A 22,779-nucleotide genomic window follows, 5' to 3' on the forward strand; every position below is an offset into this window, starting at 1 on the left:
TGAGCGATGTGGAACGAAAATCTGGGGCGCGTGAAAATAAATGGGACAAGTGAGAGCACCGCTATCGCTGCGTGGGGTCGCAGCGATGAAGTTCAATGACGGACGAGGAGAGGGGCCTTCCGTCACCAAGGTGTCGGCGGTGGCCGGGCTGATGGCGGTGGCGTCGATGTCGTCGGCCGAGGCGCAGCCGGCGTCCGACCTGCCGCCCGTCAACGTCGATGCGCCGATCGCGCGGGCCAAGCCGACGTCCTCCAAGCCGACCGCCGAGCAGGTCCGCGCGCGCAATGCCCTGCGCCGCGCGGCGGCCCGCCAGCAGGCGGCGCAGCAGGCCGCGGTCGCGTTTCCGAACGCAGGCGGCCTGTCCGCGCCGGACGCCAACCCCTACGCGGACGCAGCCGAGCCCTACAAGGTCAACCGCGTGCAGGCATCGGGCAAGTTTCCCGAGCCGCTGCTGAACACGCCCAAGACCATCACGGTGATGAGCAAGGAGGTGCTTGCCGACAAGCACGTCACCGCGCTCAAGGAAATCGGCCGCTCGACCGCGGGCGTCACGCTCGGGTCGGGCGAGGGCGGCAATGCGTTCGGCGACCGCTTCTTCATCCGCGGATTCGACGCTCGCAACGACGTCTTCATCGACGGCATCCGCGATCCCGCGGTGTCGATCCGCGAGAACTTCTTCACCGAGCAGATCGAGATCCTGCGCGGTCCGGCGTCGTCCTATGCCGGGCGCGGCACCGCCGGCGGCGCCATCAACATCGTCACCAAGCAGGCTGGCGATACCAATTTCAAGCGGATGGATACCGAGTTCGGCACCGATCAGCAGAAGCGCGTCACGCTCGACGTCAACCAGGTGATCTCGCCGACCGTCTCGGTGCGCACCGGCGGTCTGTTCCAGGACTCCAACGTCGCCGGGCGCAATTTCGTCACCGACGACCGCTGGGGCGCCTTTCTCTCGACCAAGTGGACGCCGATCGACGATCTCAAGATCACGACCAACTACGTTCACACCGATCTGTCCGGCTATCCCGATTTCGGCGTGCCCTACTACAAACAGGGCAACGTGCCGGTGACTTCGGCCGGCATTCCGCGCGGCACCTGGTACGGGTTCCTCAACCGCGATTTCCAGACCGCGCGCCAGGATTTCGGCACCGCCGCGGCCGAGTACAAGGTCAACGAGGCCATCACGCTCAGCAGCAAGTTCCGCGGCGAGCACTCGCTTCTCAACTATATCGGCACGCTGCCGCAGGGTCCGAACACGACCAACGCGAATCCGCTGCTCTGGACCACGACGGCGAGTGCGCAGAGCCGCTACCAGACGGTGGACGTCTGGGCCAACCAGAACGATGCGACGTTCAAGCTCGACACCGGCGGCGTCAAGCACACTGCGGTGCTCGGCACCGAGTTCTCGAACGAGAACATCTCGATCGACCGCTACACCGGACTGTCATCGGAGCTGTTCGGCGGCGGCTCGACCAGCAACGGCGCCGTCACCGGCGTCAACGTTTACTCGCCGCAATATACCTACATTCCGTTCAGCAACACACCGTCGCTGTCCGGCAACCCGACGCGCTACGGCGTCAACACCAACAGCGTCTACGCGATGGATACCGCCAATTGGCGGGACATCATCATCCTGAACGGCGGGGTGCGCTATGACGGCTACAACATGAGCTCGTCGACCAATTCGCCGAAATTCCTCAAGATGAACGCCGACCTGGTCAACTACAATGTCGGCCTGGTCTACAAGCCGATGCCGATCGGCAGCATCTACGCGGCCTATGCGACCTCGGCCAATCCGTTCGGCTCCGAGCTCGACGCCACCGGTACCGACTACGGCGGCGTACCCGCCAACACCGCAGTCCTGCTCGGACCCGAGCGCAACAAGGCGGCCGAGCTCGGCACCAAATGGGAGCTGGTCGATCGCCATCTGCTGGTCTCAGCCGCGCTGTTCCAGACAACCAAGGACAATGCCCGCGAGACCGTCGGCGGCCTGCTCACCTCGGGCGCGGCCTACCGCATCCAGGGCATCGACATCGAGGCGGAAGGCAAGCTTACCGATCGCTGGAGCATCTTCGGCGGCCTGGTGCTGATGCAGTCGAAGGTCACGCAGAGCGGCGTCGCCTCCAACATCGGCTTACAGCTCGCCAATATCGCCCACCAGTCGTTCAGCATGCTGTCGAAGTACAAGCTCGACAATGGCTGGGAGATCGGCGGGCAGGCGGTCTACCGCTCCAAGGTGTATGGCGGCACCTTCGCGGCCAACACCGGCAACGAGCTGCCGAGCTACTGGCGCTTCGACGCCTTCGTCGAGAAGCAGCTCGACAAGAACTGGACGATGAAGCTCTACGCGCAGAACCTGACCAACAAGCTGTACTACGACACGCTGTATCGGAGCGCGGTGCCGTTCGTCGCCGTGGCCCCGGGGCGCGCCTTCTACATCGTCACCACTGCGAAGTTCTGATCATGCTGATCTGCATCCCGGACGTTCTGTCCAAAGACGAGGTCGCCGACTTCCGCCGCATCATGGATGCGGCGGAGTGGGAGGACGGCCGCTCGACGGCCGGGGCGCAGTCGGCCATGGTCAAGCGCAACGAGCAGCTGCCGCCGGACGGCGAGGCGGCGCGGGTGCTGGGCCAGCGCATCATCACGGCGCTGACGAAAAATCCGCGCTTCCTGTCGGCAGCGATCCCGCTGCAGATCTTTCCGCCCTTGTTCAACCGCTACACCGCCGCGCGGGGCGACCATTTCGGCATCCATGTCGACAATGCCGTGCGTGGCGATCCCTTGACAGGCCTGCGCATCCGCACCGATCTGTCGATGACCTTGTTCCTGGCCGAGCCCGACAGCTATGACGGTGGCGAGCTTGTGATCGAGGACACCTACGGCTCACACGAAGTCAAGTTGCCCGCGGGGCACGCGGTGCTGTATCCGTCATCGAGCCTTCACATGGTCACGCCGGTCACGCGCGGCGCCCGGGTCGCCTCTTTTTTCTGGATGCAGAGCATGATACGGGATGCCCACGTCCGGAGCATGATCTTCGATCTGGACACGGCGATCCAGAGCTTGGCGGAACGCCTCGGGAGGGACGATCCCGATGCGGTCAAGCTGACCGGCATCTATCACAATCTGATCCGGCAATGGGCCGAGGTCTAATGGGCCGAGATATGATGACATCGTTCCTCGTTAGGTTTGCAATCGTCCTGTCATGTCTGTCTGTTGCTGTGGGGCTACCTGCACATGCGCAGCAGGAGCCGGCCAGGTCCGCGCCGGCGGTCTCGACCGATCTCTCCGCGCCGGCACCGGGCACAGCGCAGACGATGGCCCCTCCCGCGTCGGGCCAGGCCGCAACGACCCCTGCGCCGGCGGGCAGTGAGAGCGCCACCCGAGCTGGCAGGTCGGTGACCACCGGGCTCGACGAGCTGTCACCGCTCGGCATGTTTCTCAAGGCCGACATCGTCGTCAAAACGGTCATGATCATGCTCGCGCTGGCCTCGGTCGCGAGCTGGACGATCCTGATCGCCAAGAGCCTCGAATTTTCCGTCCTGCGCCGACGGCTGATCGGCGCGCTGCGCAAGCTGACCGGAGCCAAGTCGCTGGCCGAGGCCCAGCTCGTGCTCGGACAGGGCAAGAACGTCGCGGCAATGCTGCTGCAGGCGGCGCTCACCGAGGCGCGGCTGTCGGCCGGGCTCGGCAGTGACGAGGGCATCAAGGAGCGCGCGGCCTCGAGCTTCACCGAGATCGTCCGCGCCGAAGCGCGGCGGGTGCGGACCGGCATGGGCCTGCTCGCCACCGTCGGCGCGATCTCGCCGTTCGTCGGGCTGTTCGGCACCGTCTGGGGCATCATGAACAGCTTCATCGGCATTTCCAAATCGCAGACCACCAACCTCGCGGTGGTCGCGCCGGGCATCGCGGAAGCGCTGCTGGCGACCGCGATCGGTCTCGCTGCCGCGATCCCGGCGGTCATCATCTACAACCACTTCTCGCGGGTCACGAAGGGCTATCTCGAGCTCGTCAACCGCGCCTCGGGCACGACCGGACGATTGCTGTCGCGCGATCTCGATCGCAGCCATGGCGGTCTTCACGTCCGGGCGGCGGAGTAGCCGACGATGGCCGTCTCGCTCTCCGAAGGCGATCTCGACGACGATTTCGACGAGACCCACGACATCAACGTGACGCCGTTCATCGACGTCATCCTGGTGCTCTTGATCATCTTCATGGTGGCCGCGCCGCTCTCGACCGTCGACCTGCCGATCGACCTGCCGTCGTCGACGGCGACGCCGCAGAAGAAGCCGGACAAGCCGACCTACGTCTCGATCAAGCCGGACCTGTCGCTGGCGATCGGGGAAAATCTGGTCAAGCGCGTCGATCTCGTGCGCGATCTCGATGCCATGACCGATCGGCCGAAGGACCGGCCGATCTTCCTGCGCGCTGACAAGCTGGTGCCCTATGGCGAGCTGATGGGAGTTCTGGAGCTGCTGCGCGCCGGCGGCTACACCAAGATCAAGCTGGTGGCCCTGGAAGCGCCGCCAGCCGCGGCTGCCCAGGGACTTGCGGCAGCGCCGCCGGCCCAGCCCGCGCAGCCGTGAGGAGCGCCGACGTGTGATGAGCGACCTCGACGTCGGGCACTCCCCCTCGCGCCGTCTCTGGTTTCTGGCGATCATGGGCGCGCTGATGCTGCATGTCGGCGGGGCCGCGCTGGCGCTGACACATCTGAAGGACGACGAGGACGTCGGCGGCCTCGGCGCGGCGGGCGCCGAGGTCATCGACATCGATATGGGCTCGCCGAAGGTCGACGACGACGAGGTTCCGGTCGGACAGGACTCGGTGGCGCAGACCGCCGCTCCGCAGATGCAGGAGCAGAAGGCCGAGGTCGAGCAGACCGATCTGCAGAAGGATGTCCCGACCACGACCGAGGAGGCCGACCGCGAGGTCACGACCTCTGACGTGAAGAAGCCGACCGAGGAGCAGAAGGTCGCGACGGTCCAGACACAGGCGTCAGAGGCACAGGAAGCCTCCGAGGACAGCGCGCGCAAGGCCCTGGACGAGAAGGTTCCTGAAGCCGAGAAGACCAAAGCGCCGAATGCCGGCATCGGCAAGGACGTGCAAAGGTTGACGGCCAATTGGGGCCGCAAGATCAGCGCCTATTTCGAGCTGCACAAGAAGTATCCATCCGGAAAGAAGACCGCTGCTCAGCTCAAGCTGGCGCTCGTGCTCAACCGGCTCGGCCGTGTCGTCTCGGTAGACGTCAGGGAAACGTCCGGCGATCCGGAGTTCGATCAGGCCGCCGTCAGCATGGTCCGCCGTTCGGATCCCGTGCCAAAGCCTCCCGCGGGCCTCACCGACGACGAGTTCTCCTTCATCCTGCCGGTCAAGTTCAACCCGCCGAAATGAGCGGGTGGGGTTCGGCTGGCCTCACTGCCAATACAGCCTGATCCCGACATAGACCACGCAGAGCGCGGCGAAGATCAGCCCGACCGGCAGCTTGCGCGGAGCGGTCGTCCCGCTTTGCGCCGCCTTCGGCTTCGGCGGCAGCTTGCGGAAGGCGGTGACATTGTCGGTCACCGGCTCAGCTGTGACCGGCTTGACCTCGGGCGGGGCGCCGCCGCCGCCCATCTCGGCATAATAGGCCTTGTACATCTCGCGGATGGTGGCCTCGGTCGCTTCGTCCTCCGGCATGTCGCCAAGGCGGGCCTTGTAGCTGGCCAGGAATTCCTGCGCCGCCGGCGGCAGGCCGGAGGCGCCGTTCAGCTTGGCGATCATCTTCCAGGTCGCGAAATCGGCACGGGCGCGGGTGTCGGCGCGGCGTGCGATCATCATGTCAGCGGCTTTGACCAAGAGTGCCTCGGGGCTCGTTCGTTACCATCCCTGACGGGTAGATCTAGACATTACCCGTCAATAGCAGAAGCAGATGCTTCAGAGAATCGGTCGTGGCGCGGAGCAGCCCCGACACAAGATCAAGATTGAGACCGAACTGGGAACCCGCCAGCGGCAGGAGGATCAGGCATCCGATCAGAATCAGCATGCCGTACGGCTCGAGCCGGGCCAGCGGCCGCGCCAGCACCGCCGGCAGGACACCGACCGCGACCCGGCCCCCGTCGAGCGGCGGTATCGGGAGCATGTTGAACACGGCGAGCAGAATGTTGAACGAGAAAATATTCCATAGATTGCTCGCCACCCACCGCGCGGCCTCAGGTGGAACCAGCGGAAGGGCGTGGAACGCCAGTCCCGCCGCCAGCGCGAGCGCGATGTTGGTGGCGGGTCCCGCCAGCGCCACCATCACCATGCCGGCGCGGAGCGGCTGCAGATTGCGAAAATCGACCGGCACCGGCTTGGCGTAGCCGAACAGGAACGGCGAGCCGGACAGCAGCAGCATGCCCGGCAGCAGAATCGTGCCGAACGGATCGATGTGCCGGACCGGGTTGAAGCTGACGCGACCGAGTCGCAACGCGGTCTCGTCGCCGAACCGCCAGGCGACGAAGGCGTGAGCAGCCTCATGAAAGGTGATGGCGATGATGATCGGCAGGATCCAGACGGAAATGCCGTAGAGCGAGATGTTCAAGGATCGGGTTTCCGGACGCGTTGTGTCCTACATAGGCACGATGGTTCCTTGATGCTACGCGGGATTTTCCGGAAATTGCGGCAGTCCGTCGCTGAGCTGCACCCAATCGATCTTTTCCGAGACCCAGATGTGCTCGGTCGGGGCAAAGGCGTTGCGGTCGTCGAAGCAGGCCAGGGCCACGCCGACCACCGGGCGCGTGGTGCGCCATGAGAACAGCCTGACTCCGCAGCGCGGGCAGAACATGCGGTCGAGCGCGTCGGAGGAGGGGAAGCGCGCGGTTTCGCCGGTGATCGTCAAAGCGTCGTGCGAGAACAGCGCGCGGGCGAAGAACGGCGCGCCCGTCGCCCGCTGGCAGTTGCGGCAATGGCAGACGCGCACATTGATCGGCTCGCCCGTGCATTGGAAGCGCACCGCGCCGCAGAAGCAGCCGCCATGGCGGGTCATCAGGCAAGCTCCATGGATCGGGACATCCGTATCGCCAGCGAGACGAAGGTGGGCCCATCGCCGTCTGCGTTGGCACCTTTGCTCGCCCCGCCGCAAACTAATAGGTCGCGCGGCCGCCGGAAATGTCGAACACGGCGCCGGTCGAGAACGAACACTCCTCCGAGGCCAGCCACGACACCAGCGCGGCGAGCTCTTCCACCAGCACGAAGCGGCCCTTCGGGATCTTCGACAGCATGAAGTTGATGTGCGCGTCCGTCATCTGGTCGAAGATCGCGGTCTTCGCCGCCGCCGGCGTCACCGCATTCACCGTGATGTTGTGCTGCGCCAGTTCCTTGCCGAGCGACTTGGTCAGCGCGATCAGGCCGGCTTTGGACGCCGAGTAGTGCGCGGCATTCGGGTTGCCCTCCTTGCCGGCGATCGAGGCGATGTTGACGACGCGGCCATAGCCCTGCTTCAGCATCACCGGCACGATCGCCTTGGCGCAGATGAAGGGACCGTCGAGATTGATGCGCAGCACCTTGCGCCACTCATCGAGATCGGTCTCCCACACCGTCTTGTTGATGCCGGCGATGCCGGCATTGTTGACCAGGATGTCGATGCTGCCGAACGCGGCCAGCGTCGCGTCACGCGCGCCTTCGACCGCTTTGGTGTCGGTGACGTCGACCTGCAGCGCCAGCACCTCCGGACCGATCTCCTGCGCGGTCTTCTCCGCCCGCGCGATGTCGTGATCCCAGATCGCGACCTTGGCCCCGGAGGCCCTGAAGCGCTCGGTGATGGCGCGGCCAAAGCCCTGCGCGCCGCCGGTGACGACGGCGCAGCGATTGGCGAGATCGATGTGGTTCATGAAGAAAGACTCCTCTTTCGACCCTCATGGTGAGGAGCGCGCAGCGCGTCTCGAACCATGAGGCCCCTGACATCCGGGCCTCATCCTTCGAGACGCCGCTGCGCGGCTCCTCAGGATGAGGAGAAGCTACAGTGTCCAGCCGCCGTCGATGGTGTGCGCGACGCCGGTCGTGAACGCGCTCTCGTCGCTGGCGAGATAGACCGCGAGATGGGCGATCTCCTCCGCCGTGCCGAGCCGGCCCATCGGCTGGCGCGAGATGAACATCTCGAGCCCGTTCGGGCCGGCCGAGGCCGCGCGTCCGAGCATCGAGGGCGTTTCGATCGTGCCGGGGCAGATGCAGTTGCAGCGGATTTTCTTGCCGACGAAATCGGCTGCGACCGAGCGCGTCAGCGCCGCCACCGCCGCCTTGGTCGCGCCGTAGACGTAGCGGTTCGGTGCCGCCTTGAACACGCCGGCGGCGGAGGCGATGTTGACGATGGCGCCGCCGCCCTGATCGAGCATGTCAGGCAGGAAGGCGCGGATCGTGCGATGCATCGACTTGACGTTCAGGTCGAACGAGAAATCCCAGTCGTCGTCGGAGCAGTCGAGGATGGTGCCGTTGTGCACGAAGCCGGCAGCGTTGAGCAGGATCTCGACCTTGCCGACGCGATCGGCCATCGCGTTCACGGCCGCGGTGTTGCGCACGTCGAGCGTCGCGACCTCGGCAATGCCTTCGCTCTTCAGCGTGCTCAGGCCGTTCTCATCGATATCGGTGGCGAACACGGTCGCGCCCTGACGCGCGAAAGCGATCGCGCAGGCGCGGCCGATGCCGGCTGCGGCGGCGGTGACAAAGGCGCGCTTGCCCTTGAGGCGGTCGGACATGGGGTCTCCCTTGGGATGCTCGTTGATTCTTTCGTCATTGCGAGCGCAGCGAAGCAATCCAGGGCTGCGCGCGCGGCTCTGGATTGCTTCGTCGCTTCGCTCCTCGCAATGACGGTGGCCGGCTTTGCGCGGCGTGTCTAGTGATTATGCCTTGCCACGCCGACAGTGCCAGCGATGTTGTGATAGCGCGTGGCAAGCTCCATGCAGGCGCCGGTGGCCTGCTGGCCGACGGTGTTGCGATAGAGCTCCTGCCACGGCGTCTGGTTGGCGGGGTGTGGGAAGCCGCCCTTGGCCTTCAGCTCGGCGCGCCGCGTCGCAAGCTCCTCGTCCGAGATCAGGATGTTGGCCGAGCCCTTGTTGAGGTCGATGCGCACGCGATCGCCGGTCTTGAGGATTGCGAGCCCGCCATCGGCGGCGGCCTCTGGCGACGCGTTGAGAATTGACGGGGAGCCCGAAGTGCCGGATTGCCGGCCGTCGCCGATGCAGGGCAAGGACAGGATGCCGCGTTTGATCAGCGCTGCCGGCGGCTGCATGTTCACCACTTCGGCGCCGCCGGGATAGCCGATCGGGCCGGCGCCGCGGATGAACAGCACGCAGTGCTCGTCGATCTCGAGCGATGCATCGTCGATGCGGTCGTGATAGTCCTCCGGACCCTCGAACACGATGGCGCGGCCTTCGAAGGCGTTCGGGTCCTTCGGATTGACGAGATAGCGGTCGCGGAACTCCTTGGAGATCACGCTGGTCTTCATGATCGCGGAATCGAACAGGTTGCCGCGCAGCACGAGGAAGCCGGCATCCTTCACCAGCGGCTTGTCGTAGGACCAGATCACGTCGTTGTCCGGCTTCGGCGCCTCGCGGCAATTGTCGCCCATGCTGCGGCCGTTGACGGTGATGACGTCCTCGTGGATGCGCTTGTGCCGCATCAACTCGCCGATCACGGCCGGCACGCCGCCCGCGCGATGGAACTCCTCGCCGAGATAGAAGCCGGCCGGTTGCATGTTGACGAGCAGCGGTACGTCGTGGCCGACCTTCTGCCAGTCGTCGATGTCGAGCTCGACGCCGACATGGCGCGCCAGCGCGTTGATGTGGATCGGCGCGTTGGTCGAGCCGCCGATCGCGGAGTTGGCGACGATGCAGTTCTCGAATGCCTTGCGCGTCAGGATGTCCGACGGCTTCAGGTCTTCCCACACCATGTCGACGATGCGCGTTCCGGTCTCGTAGGCGATCTGGCCGCGCTCGCGATATGGAGCTGGAATCGCGGCGCAGCCCGGCAGGGACATGCCGAGCGCCTCGGCCAGCGCATTCATCGTCGAGGCCGTGCCCATGGTGTTGCAATGGCCGACCGACGGCGCCGAGGAGGCGACGATCTCCATGAACTCCTCATAGCCGATCTCGCCGGCGGCGAGCCGTTCGCGCGACTTCCACACCACGGTGCCGGAGCCGGTGCGCTGGCCTTCGTGCCAGCCGTTCAGCATCGGGCCGCCCGACAGCACGATGGCGGGGATGTTCACGGTCGCCGCGGCCATCAGGCAGGCCGGCGTCGTCTTGTCGCAGCCGGTGGTCAGCACCACGCCGTCGAGCGGATAGCCGAACAGGATTTCGACCAGGCCGAGATAAGCGAGGTTGCGGTCGAGCGCGGCCGTCGGGCGCTTGCCGGTCTCCTGGATCGGATGGGTCGGAAATTCCATCGCGATGCCGCCGGCGGCGCGGATGCCCTCCCGGACGCGGTGCGCCAGCTCGATGTGGTGGCGGTTGCAGGGCGAGAGATCGTTGCCGGTCTGGGCAATGCCGATGATCGGCTTGCCCGACTGCAGCTCAGCCCGGGTCAGGCCGTAATTCAGGTAGCGCTCGAGATAGAGCGCGGTCATGCCCGGATTGTGCGGATCGTTGAACCACGCCTGCGAGCGCAGCTTGCGGCTCTTGTCAGCGCCGTTGCCGGCATGCCCGTTCGAGTTCGTCATGTGTTTTCTCCCGCAGTGCAAACGTGGCGAGGCCGGTCCGTCGTCTGTGCGCCATCGGCCCGCTGTCGAGGATCGCCTACGTCTTTCGTTCAAGTCGTTGTTGGTTCGAGTGGTTCTAGTGCATGGTTTTTGGTTGCGCTACCATTTTGTTCCGGCAGCGCGCCCCGACGCAGGCTGCGGATTTGCGGTGCCGCGCTGCAAGGTCGAGCTCTGCCGTTCGATCACCTCGAAGCCGAGATCGACGACACGCTGCGCCACGGGACGGCCTTCCACGGCGTCCATGATCATCGTCGCCGCACGCCGACCCATCTCGTAGCGATTGGTGCGCACGCTGGTGAGCGTCGGAACCGCCGCGGCCATGAATTCCATGTCATTGAAGCCGACGATCGCGATCTGCTCGGGCACCGCGATGTGCCGGCGCTGGCATTCGAACAGCACGCCGAGCGCGAGATCGTCATTGGCGCAGAACACCGCATCGAGATCCGGCGCCTTCATCAGCAGATCGGAGAACAGGCTGCCGCCCATCGTGGTCGAGGTCGGAACAGGCGCCGTGACGATGAGACGCGGGTCGAACAAACCGGCCTCCTTCATCGCGTTCTGATAGCCCTGCAGCCTGCGCTGCACCCTTGGGTCCATGCGGGCGCCGATGAAGCCGATGCGGCGGCAGCCCTGCGCGAGAAGGTGTGAAATGGCTGCAAAACAGGCATCGACGTGCGAAAATCCGATCATCATGTCGATCGGCTCGGCGCCGAGCTCCATGATCTGCACGACGGGACAGTCCGCCGCCTGGATGATCAACCGGCTCTCCGCCGTCTGGTCGAGACCGGTCACGATCAAGCCGGCCGGCTTCTGCATCAGGAACAACCGCAGCAGGCGCTCCTCCTGCAACACGCTGTAGCGGGTGTTGGCGAGCTGGATGCTGTAGCGGCTGCCTTCGAACGCATCATAGATGCCGCGCAGCACGTCGGAGAACACGTTGTTGGTGAGGGACGGTATCAGCACGCCGATCACTTCGGTGCGCTGCGATGCGAGCGCGCGCGCGGCGAGGTTCGGCACGTAACCGAGTTCCTTGGCGGCGCTTTCGATCCGCGTGCGGCGGCCGGCCGAGACCGTGGCGGGATTACGGAAGAAGCGTGACACCGTGATCGGGCTGACGCCCGCCAGTGCCGCAACTTCGGTCAGCCGGACTTTGCCCGGCTCGATGCGTTTCCGTCCCATGCCTCGCTCATAGCATAGGCGGTCTGGTACACAAGCGATATTGACAGCGCTATCACGCGGTTGCTAAGCGAGACATTGCGGAAGCGAACTGAACTGCGGACAATGCCAGCCGAGCTGGCCCTGTTTCGGAGCCAGTCGGAGCGACCGGAGCCAACAACAAGACTACCAAGAACAAGACCACCAAGAACAAGACTGCACGACCAGGACTACAAAACGACAAACGGCCTGATCAAACGGCCGAGAACAACGGTCAGAATGCCGCCGGCAAGCAGCCAATGCTGTCGGTCTTTGAGGAGGAAATTGATGTCGTCGGTGCAAATTCGCGACGTGCGCAAATCATTCGGCGGATTCGAGGTGCTGCACGGCGTGACGATTCCGATCGAGGATGGCGAGTTCGTCGTGCTGGTCGGGCCGTCCGGCTGCGGCAAGTCGACGCTGCTGCGCATGCTCGCAGGGCTCGAGAACATCACCTCCGGAACCATCTCGATCGGCGAGCGCGTCGTCAACAACGTGCAGCCGAAAGAGCGCGACATCGCGATGGTGTTCCAGAACTACGCGCTCTATCCGCATATGACCGTCGCCGACAACATGGGCTTCTCGCTCAAGCTGCGCGGCGCACGGCCCGAGGACATCAAGAAGGGCGTCGCGCGCGCCGCCGAGATCCTGGCGCTGACGCCGCTGCTCGACCGCTATCCGCGCCAGCTCTCCGGTGGCCAGCGCCAGCGCGTCGCGATGGGCCGCGCCATCGTGCGCGATCCGCAGGTGTTCCTGTTCGACGAGCCGTTGTCGAACCTCGACGCCAAGCTGCGCGTCGCGATGCGCACCGAGATCAAGGAGCTGCATCAGCGGCTCAAGACCACCACCGTTTACGTCACTCACGACCAGATCGAGGCCATGACGATGGCCGACAAGATCGTCGTCATGCATGACGGCATCGTCGAGCAGATGGGCTCGCCGCTCGATCTCTACGACAAGCCGGACAACCAGTTCGTCGCCGGCTTCATCGGCTCGCCGGCGATGAACTTCCTCAACGGCCACCTCAAGTCGAACGGCTCGGTCTATGTCGAGACCGACAACGGCGCCAAGCTGCCGCTGCTGACCGCGCCGGCCGCCTCCGACGGCCGCCCCGTGGTCTACGGCGTGCGGCCCGAGCATCTCGAGCTTGCCGATGACGGCATCGAGGCCGAGGTCGTCGTCGTCGAGCCGACCGGCTCGGAGACGCAGATCGTCGCCCGCATCGGCACCCAGGACATCATCGCGGTCTTCCGCGACCGCCACGAGGTCAATCCCGGGGAGAAGATCCATTTGCGCCCGCGCGCGTCGGCGGCGCATCTGTTCGACAAGGACAGCGGCCGGAGACTCTGATCCGGGCGCTCGAGGCGCAGAACTGACAACAAACAAAACAAGCAAATACTCAACGGGAGAAAACTTCAGATGACTCATTTCCCCACCGATCGCCGGTCCCTGCTCAAGGGTGGTGCGACCTTGCTGGCGGCCGCGGCGACGATGTCGGCCGACGAACTGCTCGGCTATGCCAAGGCCTGGGCGCAGACCTCGCCGTGGAAGCCGGAAGCCGGTGCCAAGATCAATCTTCTGCGCTGGAAGCGCTTCGTCGAGGCCGAGGACGTGGCCTTCATGAAGATCGTCGATGCGTTCCAGAAGGCCAACAACGTCACCATCAACGTCTCCAACGAATCCTACGACGACATCCAGCCGAAGGCCTCGGTCGCCGCCAACACCGGTCAGGGCCTCGACATGGTGTGGGGCCTCTACACCTTGCCGTTCCTGTTCTCCAACAAGGTCACCGATGTCAGCGACGTGGCCGACTATCTCGGCAAGAAGTGCGGCGGCTGGACCGACTCGGGCAAGGCCTACGGCATGCTCGACGGCAAGTGGATCGGCATCCCGGTGGCGGCCACCGGCGGCCTCGTCAACTACCGCATCTCGGCGATGGAGAAGGCCGGCCACAAGGAGTTTCCGAAGGATCTCGCGGGCTTCGCCGACCTTGTGAAGGGCATGAACAAGAACGGCACGCCGGGCGGCATGGCGCTCGGCCACGCCTCGGGCGACGCCAACGGCTGGCTGCACTGGGCGCTGTGGGCGCATGGCGGCAACCTGATCGACAAGGACAACAAGGTCGTCATCAACTCGCCGGAGACCGCCAAGGCGCTCGAATACGTCAAGGGCCTGTACGACAATTTCGTGCCGGGCACCGCGTCGTGGAACGACTCGTCCAACAACAAGGCGTTCGTGGCCGGACAGCTCTATCTGACGGTGAACGGCATCTCGATCTACGTCGCGGCGAAGAAGGACAATCCGGAAGTCGCGAAGGACATGAACCACGCGCATCTGCCGGCGGGCCTCGACGGCAAGACCCGCGAGCTGCATCTCGGCTTCCCGATCCTGATCTACAACTTCACCAAGTTCCCGCAGACCTGCAAGGCGTTCACGGCCTTCCTGCTGGAGCCGGAGCAGTTCAACCCGTGGATCGAGGCGGCGCAGGGCTACCTGTCGCACTTCCTCAAGGCCTACGACGCCAACCCGATCTGGACCGCCGATCCGAAGAACACGCCGTATCGCGACGTCGCGGCGACGGCTGTCACGCCGGCCGGCGTCGGCAAGCTCGGCGAGGCGGCAGCCGCCGCGATCGCCGACTTCGTCGTGGTCGACATGTTCGCGAACTACTGCACGGGCCGCGAGGACGTGAAGACGGCGATGGCGAGCGCCGAGCGCTCCGCCAAGCGCATCTTCCGCTGAGGTGATGACTGCGTAGGGTGGGCAAGGGCGCAACCCGCCGTGCTCGCCGTCATTGCGAGCGAAGCGAAGCAATCCAGGGCAGTGCGCTCGACTCTGGGTTGCTTCGTCACGGAGCCTGCCCACGGGCTCGCCGACGGCGAGACCCGGGGGGCTTCTCGCAATGGCGGACCAGAACCATCCGTCCCGAACGCCGGTGGGCATGCTGCGGTTTGCCCATCCCAAGGTTCGAAGGGAGCTGCTCGATACGATGAGTACCATTCAGACTTCGCTGCCACGTGGCGCGGCCGTGACCGGCGAGCCCTCCGCGTGGGAACGCATCAAGACCAACCGCAACTTCGTCGCGCTCTGGTTCATGCTGCCGGCGGCAGCATTCCTGATCCTGTTCCTGGCCTATCCGCTGGGCCTCGGCGTCTGGATGAGCTTCACCGACGAGAAGATCGGCCGCGCCGGCGTCTTCGTCGGGCTGGAGAACTACGAGTGGCTGTGGGATGACGCGATCTTCTGGCTCGCGGTGTTCAACACGCTGCTCTACACGATCGTCGCAAGCGCCATCAAATTCGCGATCGGCCTCTATCTGGCGCTGCTGTTGAACCGGCGGATGCCGTTCAAGGCCATGGTCCGTGCGATCGTGCTGGTGCCTTTCATCGTTCCGACGGTGCTGTCGGCGATCGCGTTCTGGTGGATCTACGATTCCCAGTTCTCCATCATCTCCTGGTCGCTGATCAAGCTCGGCCTCATCAGCCAGAACATCAACTTCCTGGGCGACACCAACTGGGCACGCGCCTCCGTGATCATCGCCAACATATGGCGCGGCGTACCGTTCGTCGCGATCACGCTGCTGGCCGGCCTGCAGACCGTCTCGCCCTCCCTGTATGAGGCCGCCACGCTCGACGGTGCCACCAGCTGGCAGCGCTTCCGCTTCATCACCTATCCGTTGCTGACCCCGATCATCGCGGTGGTGATGACGTTCTCGGTACTGTTCACCTTCACCGATTTCCAGCTGATCTGGGCGCTGACCCGCGGCGGTCCCGTCAATGCCACCCACCTGATGGCGACCTTGAGCTATCAGCGCGGCATCATCTCCGGCCGCCTCGGCGAGGGTGCAGCGATCGCCACCGCCATGATCCCGTTCCTGCTCGCGGCGATCGCGATCTCCTGGTTCGGCATGCAACGGCGCAAATGGCAGCAAGGATCCGACCAATGACCGAGACTGCTGCGCTGCAATCCAAGACGCAATCCAACGCCACGACGACGGCGGCCGCGCTCGCGGCCGACGACGACAGCGAGGGCATGAGCTATCTCGAGTCGCTGCCGCGACGGCTGATCACGCTGTATCTGCCGCTCGGCATCATTCTCCTGGTGCTGCTGTTCCCGTTCTACTGGATGGGGCTGACGTCGATCAAACCGGACGAGCAGCTGATCGACATGGAGAAGTACAACCCGTTCTGGGTGGTGCATCCGACCTTCAAGCACATCTCGAAGCTGCTGTTCGAGACGCAGTATCCGCGCTGGCTGTGGAACACGATGTATGTCGCGGTCGGCGCCACCACGCTGTCGATCTTCGCATCCGTGCTCGCGGCCTATGCGATCGTGCGGCTGCGCTTCAAGGGCGCCGACACGGTGGGCGTGCTGATCTTCTTCGCCTATCTGGTGCCGCCGTCGATCCTGTTCATCCCGCTGGCCTCGGTGATCCAGGCCTACGGGCTGTTCGACTCGCCGCTGTCGCTGATCCTGGTCTATCCGACCTTGCTGATCCCGTTCTCGACCTGGCTGCTGATGGGCTACTTCAAGACGATCCCCTTCGAGCTCGAGGAATGCGCCCTGATCGACGGCGCCAGCCGCTGGCAGATCCTGGTCAAGATCGTCGTGCCGCTCGCCGTGCCCGGCCTGATCTCGGCCTTCATCTTCTCGTTCACCTTGTGCTGGAACGAGTTCATCTACGCGCTGACCTTCCTGCAGTCGACGCCGAACAAGACCGTGCCGGTCGCCATCGTCAACGAGTTCGTCGACGGTGACATCTACAAATGGGGATCGCTGATGGCCGGCGCCCTGGTCGGCTCGCTGCCGCTGGTCATCCTTTACGCCTTCTTCGTCGAGCATTATGTGTCGGCCATGACCGGCGCGGTGAAGGAGTAGGGCGAACTTTTCGTTGGTGGAATCCGATGTCGCGCCACGCTCAGTGCACCCTCTCCCCTTGTGGGAGAGGGTGGCAGCCGAAGGCTGCCGGGTGAGGGGTCTCTCTCCGCGATGGCGGTGCTTGTTGGACTAACCCCTCACCCAAACGTGTGTGCGGTACCAGCGGTGATGCCCTCTCCCACAAGGGGAGAGGGCGCAGTAGTGTCCACCGCGGTCGCGGCGCCGATCACAGTGGCCGTATTGAAATAACAAGAAACAAGGAGCATCCCCTTGCATATTCTCGTTCTCGGCGCCGCCGGCATGGTCGGACGCAAGCTGGTCGAGCGTCTGGTCCGCGACGGCCGCCTCGGCCAGGCAGCCATCACCCGCATGACCTTGCAGGACATCGTCGCGCCGGCGAAGCCCGACACGCCCATCGCGGTCGAGACCATCGCCGGCGACTTTGCCGTGCCGGGCTTCGCCGAGAAGCTGGTCGCCGCGCGTCCCGACGTGATCTTCCATCTCGCCGCGATCGTTTCCGGCGAGGCCGAGCTCGATTTCGACAAGGGCTACCGCATCAATCTCGACGGCACGCGGATGCTGTTCGACGCGGTCAGGCTGATCGGCGACGGTTACAAGCCGCGCCTGGTCTTCACCTCGTCGATCGCGGTGTTCGGCGCGCCGTTCCCCGACGCCATCGGCGACGAGTTCGTCAATGCGCCGCTGCTCAGCTACGGCACCCAGAAGGCGATCGGCGAGCTCCTGCTGGCCGACTACAGCCGCCGCGGCTTCTTCGACGGCGTCGGCATTCGCCTGCCGACCATCTGCATCCGCCCCGGCGCGCCGAACAAGGCCGCCTCGGGCTTCTTCTCCAACATCCTGCGCGAGCCGCTCGCCGGCAAGGAGGCCGTGCTGCCGGTGTCCGAGGACGTCCAGCATTGGCATGCCACGCCGCGTTCGGCGGTCGGCTTCCTGCTGCATGCCGCGACGATGGACACCGCGAAGATCGGCCCGCGCCGCAATCTCACCATGCCCGGCCTGACGGCCACCGTCGGCGAGCAGATCGCCGCGCTTCGGCGCGTGGCGGGCGACAACGTTGCCAACCGCATCCAGAGGGTTCCGGATCCCTTCATCATCGGCATCGTCGCCGGCTGGCCGCGGAATTTCGAGGCCAAGCGGGCCCGCGAGCTCGGCTTCACCACCGAGGAAAAGACGTTCGACGACATCATCCGGATTCACATCGAGGACGAGCTCGGTGGTAAGTTCGTGGCCTGAGAACGCCACCAGCCTCTGGACTCCAATGGCGCAAAGCGCCATTTGAGCAGGGAGACATTCGGGAGAGAAATCATGACCGCCAGCATCGTCGGATGGGCGCATACGCCGTTCGGAAAGTTCGACGCCGAGACCGTCGAGAGCCTCGTCGTCAAGGTCGCCAATGAGGCGCTCGCCGACGCCGGCATTTCGGCGGGCGACGTCGACGAGATCGTGCTCGGCCATTTCAACGCCGGCTTCTCAGCCCAGGACTTCACGGCCTCGCTGGTGCTGCAGGCCGATCCGGCACTGCGCTTCAAGCCGGCGACGCGGGTGGAGAACGCCTGCGCGACGGGTTCCGCCGCCGTCCACCAGGGCATCCGCGCCATCGCGGCCGGCGCCGCGAAGATCGTGCTCGTCGTCGGCGTCGAGCAGATGACGCGCACGCCCGGGCCGGAGATCGGCAAGAACCTGCTCAAGGCGTCCTACCTGCCGGAGGACGGCGACACCGTCGGCGGCTTCGCTGGCGTGTTCGGCAAGATCGCGCAGGGCTATTTCCAGAAGTACGGCGACCAGTCCGACGCACTGGCGCTGATCGCGGCCAAGAACCACAAGAACGGCGTCGCCAATCCCTATGCGCAGATGCGCAAGGATTTCGGCTTCGAGTTCTGCCGCTCGGAGAGCGAGAAGAACCCGTACGTGGCAGGTCCCCTGAAGCGCACCGACTGCTCGCTGGTCTCCGACGGCGCCGCCGCTTTGGTGCTCACCGACAGCGAGACCGCGAAGTCCTTCGCGAAAGCGGTCAACGTGCGCGCGACGGCGCACGCGCAGGATTTCCTGCCGATGTCCAAGCGCGACATCCTCGCCTTCGAGGGCTGCACCGTGGCCTGGCAGCGCGCGCTGGAGAAAGCCGGCGTCACGCTGTCCGATCTCTCCTTCGTCGAGACCCATGACTGCTTCACGGTCGCCGAGTTGATCGAGTACGAGGCGATGGGCCTGACGCCGCGCGGGCAGGGCGCCCGCGCCATCAAGGAGGGCTGGACGCTCAAGGACGGCAAGCTGCCGGTCAATCCGTCCGGCGGCCTCAAGGCCAAGGGTCACCCGATCGGCGCCACCGGCGTCTCCATGCACGTCATGACGGCGATGCAGCTCACCGGCACCGCGCCCGAGGGCATGCAGCTCCCCAACGCCAAGCTCGGCGGCATCTTCAACATGGGCGGCGCCGCGGTGGCCAACTATGTGTCGATTCTGGAGCCGACGAAGTAGGCTACGTTTCAAGAGGGGCCATCCACCGTCATTGCGAGCGCAGCGACGCAATCCAGGGCCGCGCGCGGGATTCTGGATTGCTTCGTCGCTTCGCTCCTCACAATGACGGTGACCCAGGGGGGCTTCAAGGCAGGGTAATCTGGTCGTCAGCCTCCTCAGTGATCTGTCATGATCATCCAAACCGACCGCCTTATCTTGCGCAAATGGTGCGACGATGATCGCGCGCCGTTTGCGGCGATGTCGGCGGATACCGCGGTGATGCGATACTTGCGCGCGCTGCCGACGCGGCAGGCCTGCGATCAGTGGATCGACTTTCAGATCAAGCATTGGGCCGAGCACGGCTTCGGTTTCTGGGTGGTCGAAGACCGCGCCACCGGCAGCTTCCTCGGAGCAACCGGCTTATTCCGCGTGTTCTTCGATGCGCCGTTCACGCCGGCGGTCGAGATCGGTTGGCGGCTCGCGCGCGCGGCCTGGGGGCGGGGGATAACGACGGAAGCCGCGCGCGCATCGCTCGCCTTCGGCTTCGATCGGCTCGGTCTCGATGAGATCATCGCCTACGCCGCGCCGGCCAACGAAGCCTCGCAGAACGTCATGCGCAAGCTCGGCATGATCAGGGACGAGGCCTCCGATTTCGATCATCCGCGCGTCGAGGCGGACAGCCCGTTGTGCCGGCAAGTGATGTACCGGCTCCCACGCGCCCTGTGGGAAGGCGCCTCGCGCTGATCTCTCCTCCTCGTCGTTCCGGGGCTCGCGCAGCGCGCGCTCCGGAATGACGGAGAGAGTGTGCGTCGTGGGCAGTCATCTGGGCTACGGCTTCCAGATCTTCTCCTCGCTGAACCCCAACTCGGCGAAATCCTTCGCGCGCAGGCCGGCGTCATCGGCCGGAAAGAACTCATCCAGCTGCGGCGGCTTGACGGACGTCGCCGACAGCATCGCATGCGCCTGGCCGCGGTGATGGATGTCGTGCTGGAACAGATGCAGCAGCAGCCGGTCGCAGCGCTCGTTCTGCACCCGGCTCTCGCGGTTGATGCGAACGGTGTCGTCGAGGCGCGCGGGCGTCAGCGCCTCGCAGAACGCGATCAGCCGGCGGTCCATCGCGCCCTGCGCCTTCGCAAGATCTGCGAGGCGCGGGAACGGCACCTCGTTCTGCCACGCCATCGGGCCGAGCCAGCCGCCTTCCAGCGCGTCGACGTAGAACAGGTCGATGATGTAGATGTGGTTCAGCGTCTTCTGCAGGCTCGGGAAGAAGCCGGTGCGCTCGGCGGCGAAGTCCTCGGCGCTGAGCTGGCCGCAGGAGGTCAGCAGCCGGTGATTGGCCCAGGCGTTGTTATAGGCGAAGGCGCGAAACGTCTGAACGAGATCGGCGGGCATTGGGACAGGGCACCCCGTGATGGCTCGCTTCACATCATACGGAACTGATGACGCCATTCACCACCGATTTCCGCAGCCGTCCGTGCACCATCCCCATGCGCATTTGCGGAACTCTGCCACAATTGGTCGCGGTGCATCGCTGCGCCTCCTGTGCAACAAGTTGAGATGCCGCACGACACACCCCTCATCGCGACCATCGTCGCCGGCCTTGGACTGGCCTTCGTCTTCGGAGCGCTCGCGCAACGGTTCCGGTTCCCGCCGCTGGTCGGCTACCTCCTCGCCGGCGTCGCCGTCGGTCCGTTCACACCCGGCTTCGTCGCCGACCAGGCGCTGGCGACCGAGCTCGCCGAGCTCGGCATCATTCTCCTGATGTTCGGCGTCGGCCTGCACTTCTCGCTCAAGGACCTGATGTCGGTGCGCGCGATCGCCGTGCCCGGCGCGATCGTGCAGATCACGGTGGCGACCCTGATGGGCATGGCCTTGAGCTGGGCGATGGGCTGGTCGATCGGCGGGGGCCTCGTGTTCGGTCTCGCGCTCTCGGTCGCCAGCACTGTGGTGCTGCTGCGCGCGATGCAGGAGCGGCGGCTGATGGACACCGAGCGCGGCCGCATCGCGGTGGGCTGGCTGATCGTCGAAGACCTCGCGATGGTGCTGGCGCTGGTGCTGATCCCAGCCTTTGCCAGCCTGCAGAACGGCAATGGCGACGTCGCCGCCGCCGATCCGCTCGCCGCCCGCTTCGGGCTCGGGCTGACCGGCGTGCTGCTGCTGACCTTCGTCAAGATCGGCGTGTTCATGGCGGTGATGCTGCTGGTCGGCCGCCGCCTGATCCCGTGGATCCTGCACTACATCGCCCACACCGGCTCGCGCGAGCTGTTTCGCCTGGCGGTGCTCGCAATCGCGCTCGGCGTCGCCTTCGGCTCGACAAAGCTGTTCGGCGTGTCGCTCGCGCTCGGCGCCTTCTTCGCCGGCATGATGCTCGGCGAGTCCCCGCTGAGCCAGCGCGCCGCGCAGGAATCGCTGCCGCTGCGCGATGCCTTCGCGGTGCTGTTCTTCGTCTCCGCCGGCATGCTGTTCGATCCGGGAAGCGTGATCCGCGAGCCCTGGCCGCTGCTCGCGACCTTGTTCATCATCCTGTTCGGCAAGTCGGTTGCCGCGTTCCTGATCGTGATCGCTTTCCGCCGTCCGGCTTCGACCGCGCTGACGATCTCCGCGAGCCTTGCGCAGATCGGCGAATTCTCCTTCATCCTCGCCGAGATCGGCGGCGCCTCGAATCTCTTGCCGAAAGCCGGGCGCGACCTGATCCTGGCCGGCGCCATCATCTCGATCATGCTCAATCCGCTGATGTTCGCTGCGCTGGATTGGCTGCTGCCGCGGCTGCGGCGCCGTCGTACGGATGAGGCTGCAACGCCAGCGCCGAAGCCTGCCGAGATGCCGGTGACTCAGTTGACCGAGCACACGATCATCATCGGATACGGCCGCGTCGGCCGTCTGGTCGGCGAGGCCCTGCGGCAGCGTGGGCACGCGTTCCTCGCGGTGGAGACCTCCGAGGACATCCTGAAGCAGCTGAAGGAAGCCGGTGTCGAGACCATCACCGGCAACGCGGCCCGGAGCAACGTGCTTCGTGCGACCAATCCGGCTGGCGCGCATGCGCTGGTGATCGCCATCCCCGAGGCGTTCGAGGCCGGGCAGATCGTCGAGCAGGCGCGCGCCGCCAATCCAGCCCTGCACATCGTGGCGCGCGCGCATTCCGATGCCGAAGTCGAGCACTTGAAGTCGCTCGGCGCCGACAGGGTCATCATGGGCGAGCGCGAGATCGCGCGCGGCATGATCGAGGAGCTGGACACGCGGCCGCCTGATGCCGCGCCCGAGCTGGTGCCGGAACGCGCGGCGGAGAGCGTGCAGGTCCAGGCGTAGCCCGGGCGCAGGCTTGTCACTACGGATTCAAGGGCTGCAGCTTTGTTTTGTGCCCATCTCCCTCAGCGTCGTCATGGCCGGGCTTGTCCCGGCCATCCACGTCGCTCGGCGTGCCGAGAACGACGTGGATGCCCGGGACGGAGCCCACGGCTGTCCGGTTCAGGCAGGCTGGACAAGGCGCATGGCGTGGATTCTTCTGCGATCTTGAGCATCGCCAA

The 22,779-nt window shown here is 65.3% G+C and carries 21 protein-coding genes; 13 read left to right on the top strand and 8 right to left on the bottom strand.

Annotated elements, in window-relative coordinates; translation table 11 throughout:
• The first annotated feature begins 40 nt into the window (after nucleotides 1-40).
• Genes ACQR1F_RS18470 through ACQR1F_RS18490 form a run of 5 tightly spaced genes read left to right on the top strand, consistent with a single transcriptional unit; the run spans nucleotide 41 to nucleotide 5,391 of the window.
• Nucleotides 41-2,461: a TonB-dependent receptor gene (locus ACQR1F_RS18470; protein ID WP_434913598.1), complete on the top strand. Its 2,421-nt coding sequence runs from the start codon at nucleotides 41-43 to the stop codon at nucleotides 2,459-2,461.
• A gap of 2 nt (nucleotides 2,462-2,463) precedes the next feature.
• Nucleotides 2,464-3,153 (top strand): Fe2+-dependent dioxygenase, encoded by a 690-nt coding sequence (locus ACQR1F_RS18475; protein WP_434873005.1) that lies wholly within the window; start codon nucleotides 2,464-2,466, stop codon nucleotides 3,151-3,153.
• A gap of 11 nt (nucleotides 3,154-3,164) precedes the next feature.
• On the top strand, nucleotides 3,165-4,100 hold the full coding sequence (gene exbB, locus ACQR1F_RS18480; protein ID WP_434913599.1) for a tonB-system energizer ExbB: 936 nt from the start codon (nucleotides 3,165-3,167) through the stop codon (nucleotides 4,098-4,100).
• A gap of 6 nt (nucleotides 4,101-4,106) precedes the next feature.
• On the top strand, nucleotides 4,107-4,586 hold the full coding sequence (exbD, locus tag ACQR1F_RS18485) for a TonB system transport protein ExbD (RefSeq protein WP_434873003.1): 480 nt from the start codon (nucleotides 4,107-4,109) through the stop codon (nucleotides 4,584-4,586).
• A 16-nt stretch (nucleotides 4,587-4,602) separates the two neighbouring features.
• Nucleotides 4,603-5,391 carry a cell envelope integrity protein TolA gene (locus ACQR1F_RS18490; RefSeq protein WP_315803127.1) on the top strand — a complete coding sequence of 263 codons (789 nt, stop codon included), beginning with the start codon at nucleotides 4,603-4,605 and terminating at the stop codon, nucleotides 5,389-5,391.
• A gap of 21 nt (nucleotides 5,392-5,412) precedes the next feature.
• Here ACQR1F_RS18490 and ACQR1F_RS18495 read toward each other — a convergent pair whose 3' ends face one another.
• From ACQR1F_RS18495 to ACQR1F_RS18525, 7 genes are all read right to left on the bottom strand, one after another.
• Nucleotides 5,413-5,817, bottom strand: coding sequence for a hypothetical protein (locus ACQR1F_RS18495; RefSeq protein ID WP_316180740.1), 405 nt, complete (start codon nucleotides 5,815-5,817; stop codon nucleotides 5,413-5,415).
• A 61-nt stretch (nucleotides 5,818-5,878) separates the two neighbouring features.
• Nucleotides 5,879-6,559, bottom strand: a complete 681-nt coding sequence (locus tag ACQR1F_RS18500) for a site-2 protease family protein (RefSeq protein ID WP_434873002.1) — start codon at nucleotides 6,557-6,559, stop codon at nucleotides 5,879-5,881.
• 54 nt (nucleotides 6,560-6,613) lie between these two features.
• A complete protein-coding gene (locus ACQR1F_RS18505) occupies nucleotides 6,614-7,003 on the bottom strand; it encodes a GFA family protein (RefSeq protein WP_316216296.1) in 390 nt (129 codons plus the stop codon).
• Nucleotides 7,004-7,100: 97 nt separating this feature from the next.
• A complete protein-coding gene (locus tag ACQR1F_RS18510; RefSeq protein WP_434913600.1) occupies nucleotides 7,101-7,847 on the bottom strand; it encodes an SDR family NAD(P)-dependent oxidoreductase in 747 nt (248 codons plus the stop codon).
• A gap of 126 nt (nucleotides 7,848-7,973) precedes the next feature.
• On the bottom strand, nucleotides 7,974-8,708 hold the full coding sequence (locus ACQR1F_RS18515; RefSeq protein WP_315803131.1) for an SDR family oxidoreductase: 735 nt from the start codon (nucleotides 8,706-8,708) through the stop codon (nucleotides 7,974-7,976).
• A 137-nt stretch (nucleotides 8,709-8,845) separates the two neighbouring features.
• Nucleotides 8,846-10,669, bottom strand: coding sequence for an IlvD/Edd family dehydratase (locus tag ACQR1F_RS18520; protein WP_316180723.1), 1,824 nt, complete (start codon nucleotides 10,667-10,669; stop codon nucleotides 8,846-8,848).
• Nucleotides 10,670-10,807: 138 nt separating this feature from the next.
• Entirely contained in the window at nucleotides 10,808-11,887 is a 1,080-nt protein-coding gene (locus tag ACQR1F_RS18525; RefSeq protein WP_434892526.1) for a LacI family DNA-binding transcriptional regulator, read from the bottom strand.
• Between the two features lie 303 nt (nucleotides 11,888-12,190).
• Between ACQR1F_RS18525 and ACQR1F_RS18530 the strand changes: the two genes are divergently transcribed.
• The 7 genes from ACQR1F_RS18530 to ACQR1F_RS18560 all read left to right on the top strand — a co-directional run bounded on the left by ACQR1F_RS18530 (nucleotide 12,191) and on the right by ACQR1F_RS18560 (nucleotide 19,999).
• Complete coding sequence (locus ACQR1F_RS18530) at nucleotides 12,191-13,252, top strand: ABC transporter ATP-binding protein (RefSeq protein WP_315803134.1); 1,062 nt, start codon at nucleotides 12,191-12,193, stop codon at nucleotides 13,250-13,252.
• A 69-nt stretch (nucleotides 13,253-13,321) separates the two neighbouring features.
• Nucleotides 13,322-14,644, top strand: a complete 1,323-nt coding sequence (locus tag ACQR1F_RS18535) for an ABC transporter substrate-binding protein (RefSeq protein ID WP_315803135.1) — start codon at nucleotides 13,322-13,324, stop codon at nucleotides 14,642-14,644.
• Between the two features lie 247 nt (nucleotides 14,645-14,891).
• A complete protein-coding gene (locus tag ACQR1F_RS18540) occupies nucleotides 14,892-15,848 on the top strand; it encodes a carbohydrate ABC transporter permease (protein ID WP_315803136.1) in 957 nt (318 codons plus the stop codon).
• Nucleotides 15,845-16,780 (top strand): carbohydrate ABC transporter permease, encoded by a 936-nt coding sequence (locus ACQR1F_RS18545; RefSeq protein ID WP_316180726.1) that lies wholly within the window; start codon nucleotides 15,845-15,847, stop codon nucleotides 16,778-16,780. The genes ACQR1F_RS18540 and ACQR1F_RS18545 overlap by 4 nt, the downstream gene beginning before the upstream one ends.
• Before the next feature lie 270 nt (nucleotides 16,781-17,050).
• Complete coding sequence (gene denD / locus ACQR1F_RS18550) at nucleotides 17,051-18,034, top strand: D-erythronate dehydrogenase (RefSeq protein WP_315803138.1); 984 nt, start codon at nucleotides 17,051-17,053, stop codon at nucleotides 18,032-18,034.
• A gap of 72 nt (nucleotides 18,035-18,106) precedes the next feature.
• Nucleotides 18,107-19,276, top strand: coding sequence for an acetyl-CoA acetyltransferase (locus ACQR1F_RS18555; protein ID WP_434838999.1), 1,170 nt, complete (start codon nucleotides 18,107-18,109; stop codon nucleotides 19,274-19,276).
• Nucleotides 19,277-19,444: 168 nt separating this feature from the next.
• Nucleotides 19,445-19,999, top strand: coding sequence for a GNAT family N-acetyltransferase (locus ACQR1F_RS18560; RefSeq protein ID WP_434839000.1), 555 nt, complete (start codon nucleotides 19,445-19,447; stop codon nucleotides 19,997-19,999).
• Nucleotides 20,000-20,083: 84 nt separating this feature from the next.
• Here the strand turns inward: ACQR1F_RS18560 and ACQR1F_RS18565 are convergent, their stop codons facing one another.
• The gene (locus tag ACQR1F_RS18565; protein WP_434839001.1) at nucleotides 20,084-20,647 is read right to left on the bottom strand and encodes a DinB family protein; all 564 of its coding nucleotides are present in this window, start codon (nucleotides 20,645-20,647) and stop codon (nucleotides 20,084-20,086) included.
• Between the two features lie 165 nt (nucleotides 20,648-20,812).
• Here ACQR1F_RS18565 and ybaL point away from each other — a divergent pair, with 165 nt between their 5' ends.
• Complete coding sequence (gene ybaL / locus ACQR1F_RS18570; RefSeq protein WP_434913601.1) at nucleotides 20,813-22,561, top strand: YbaL family putative K(+) efflux transporter; 1,749 nt, start codon at nucleotides 20,813-20,815, stop codon at nucleotides 22,559-22,561.
• The last annotated feature ends 218 nt before the right edge of the window (nucleotides 22,562-22,779 follow it).

Origin of the sequence: Bradyrhizobium sp. HKCCYLS3013 (assembly GCF_051167615.1) — a bacterium.
GTDB lineage: Bacteria > Pseudomonadota > Alphaproteobacteria > Rhizobiales > Xanthobacteraceae > Bradyrhizobium.

Coding starts and splice junctions, on each gene's coding strand:
- ACQR1F_RS18545 (WP_316180726.1), top strand. CDS start 15,845: ATGACCGAGACTGCTGCGCTGCAATCCAAGACGCAATCCAACGCCACG.
- ACQR1F_RS18520 (WP_316180723.1), bottom strand. CDS start 10,669: ATGACGAACTCGAACGGGCATGCCGGCAACGGCGCTGACAAGAGCCGC.
- exbB (WP_434913599.1), top strand. CDS start 3,165: ATGATGACATCGTTCCTCGTTAGGTTTGCAATCGTCCTGTCATGTCTG.
- ACQR1F_RS18515 (WP_315803131.1), bottom strand. CDS start 8,708: ATGTCCGACCGCCTCAAGGGCAAGCGCGCCTTTGTCACCGCCGCCGCA.
- ACQR1F_RS18505 (WP_316216296.1), bottom strand. CDS start 7,003: ATGACCCGCCATGGCGGCTGCTTCTGCGGCGCGGTGCGCTTCCAATGC.
- ACQR1F_RS18535 (WP_315803135.1), top strand. CDS start 13,322: ATGACTCATTTCCCCACCGATCGCCGGTCCCTGCTCAAGGGTGGTGCG.
- ACQR1F_RS18510 (WP_434913600.1), bottom strand. CDS start 7,847: ATGAACCACATCGATCTCGCCAATCGCTGCGCCGTCGTCACCGGCGGC.
- exbD (WP_434873003.1), top strand. CDS start 4,107: ATGGCCGTCTCGCTCTCCGAAGGCGATCTCGACGACGATTTCGACGAG.
- ACQR1F_RS18495 (WP_316180740.1), bottom strand. CDS start 5,817: ATGATGATCGCACGCCGCGCCGACACCCGCGCCCGTGCCGATTTCGCG.
- ACQR1F_RS18560 (WP_434839000.1), top strand. CDS start 19,445: ATGATCATCCAAACCGACCGCCTTATCTTGCGCAAATGGTGCGACGAT.
- ACQR1F_RS18540 (WP_315803136.1), top strand. CDS start 14,892: ATGAGTACCATTCAGACTTCGCTGCCACGTGGCGCGGCCGTGACCGGC.
- ACQR1F_RS18475 (WP_434873005.1), top strand. CDS start 2,464: ATGCTGATCTGCATCCCGGACGTTCTGTCCAAAGACGAGGTCGCCGAC.
- ACQR1F_RS18555 (WP_434838999.1), top strand. CDS start 18,107: ATGACCGCCAGCATCGTCGGATGGGCGCATACGCCGTTCGGAAAGTTC.
- ACQR1F_RS18525 (WP_434892526.1), bottom strand. CDS start 11,887: ATGGGACGGAAACGCATCGAGCCGGGCAAAGTCCGGCTGACCGAAGTT.
- ACQR1F_RS18490 (WP_315803127.1), top strand. CDS start 4,603: ATGAGCGACCTCGACGTCGGGCACTCCCCCTCGCGCCGTCTCTGGTTT.
- ybaL (WP_434913601.1), top strand. CDS start 20,813: ATGCCGCACGACACACCCCTCATCGCGACCATCGTCGCCGGCCTTGGA.
- ACQR1F_RS18565 (WP_434839001.1), bottom strand. CDS start 20,647: ATGCCCGCCGATCTCGTTCAGACGTTTCGCGCCTTCGCCTATAACAAC.
- ACQR1F_RS18530 (WP_315803134.1), top strand. CDS start 12,191: ATGTCGTCGGTGCAAATTCGCGACGTGCGCAAATCATTCGGCGGATTC.
- ACQR1F_RS18470 (WP_434913598.1), top strand. CDS start 41: ATGGGACAAGTGAGAGCACCGCTATCGCTGCGTGGGGTCGCAGCGATG.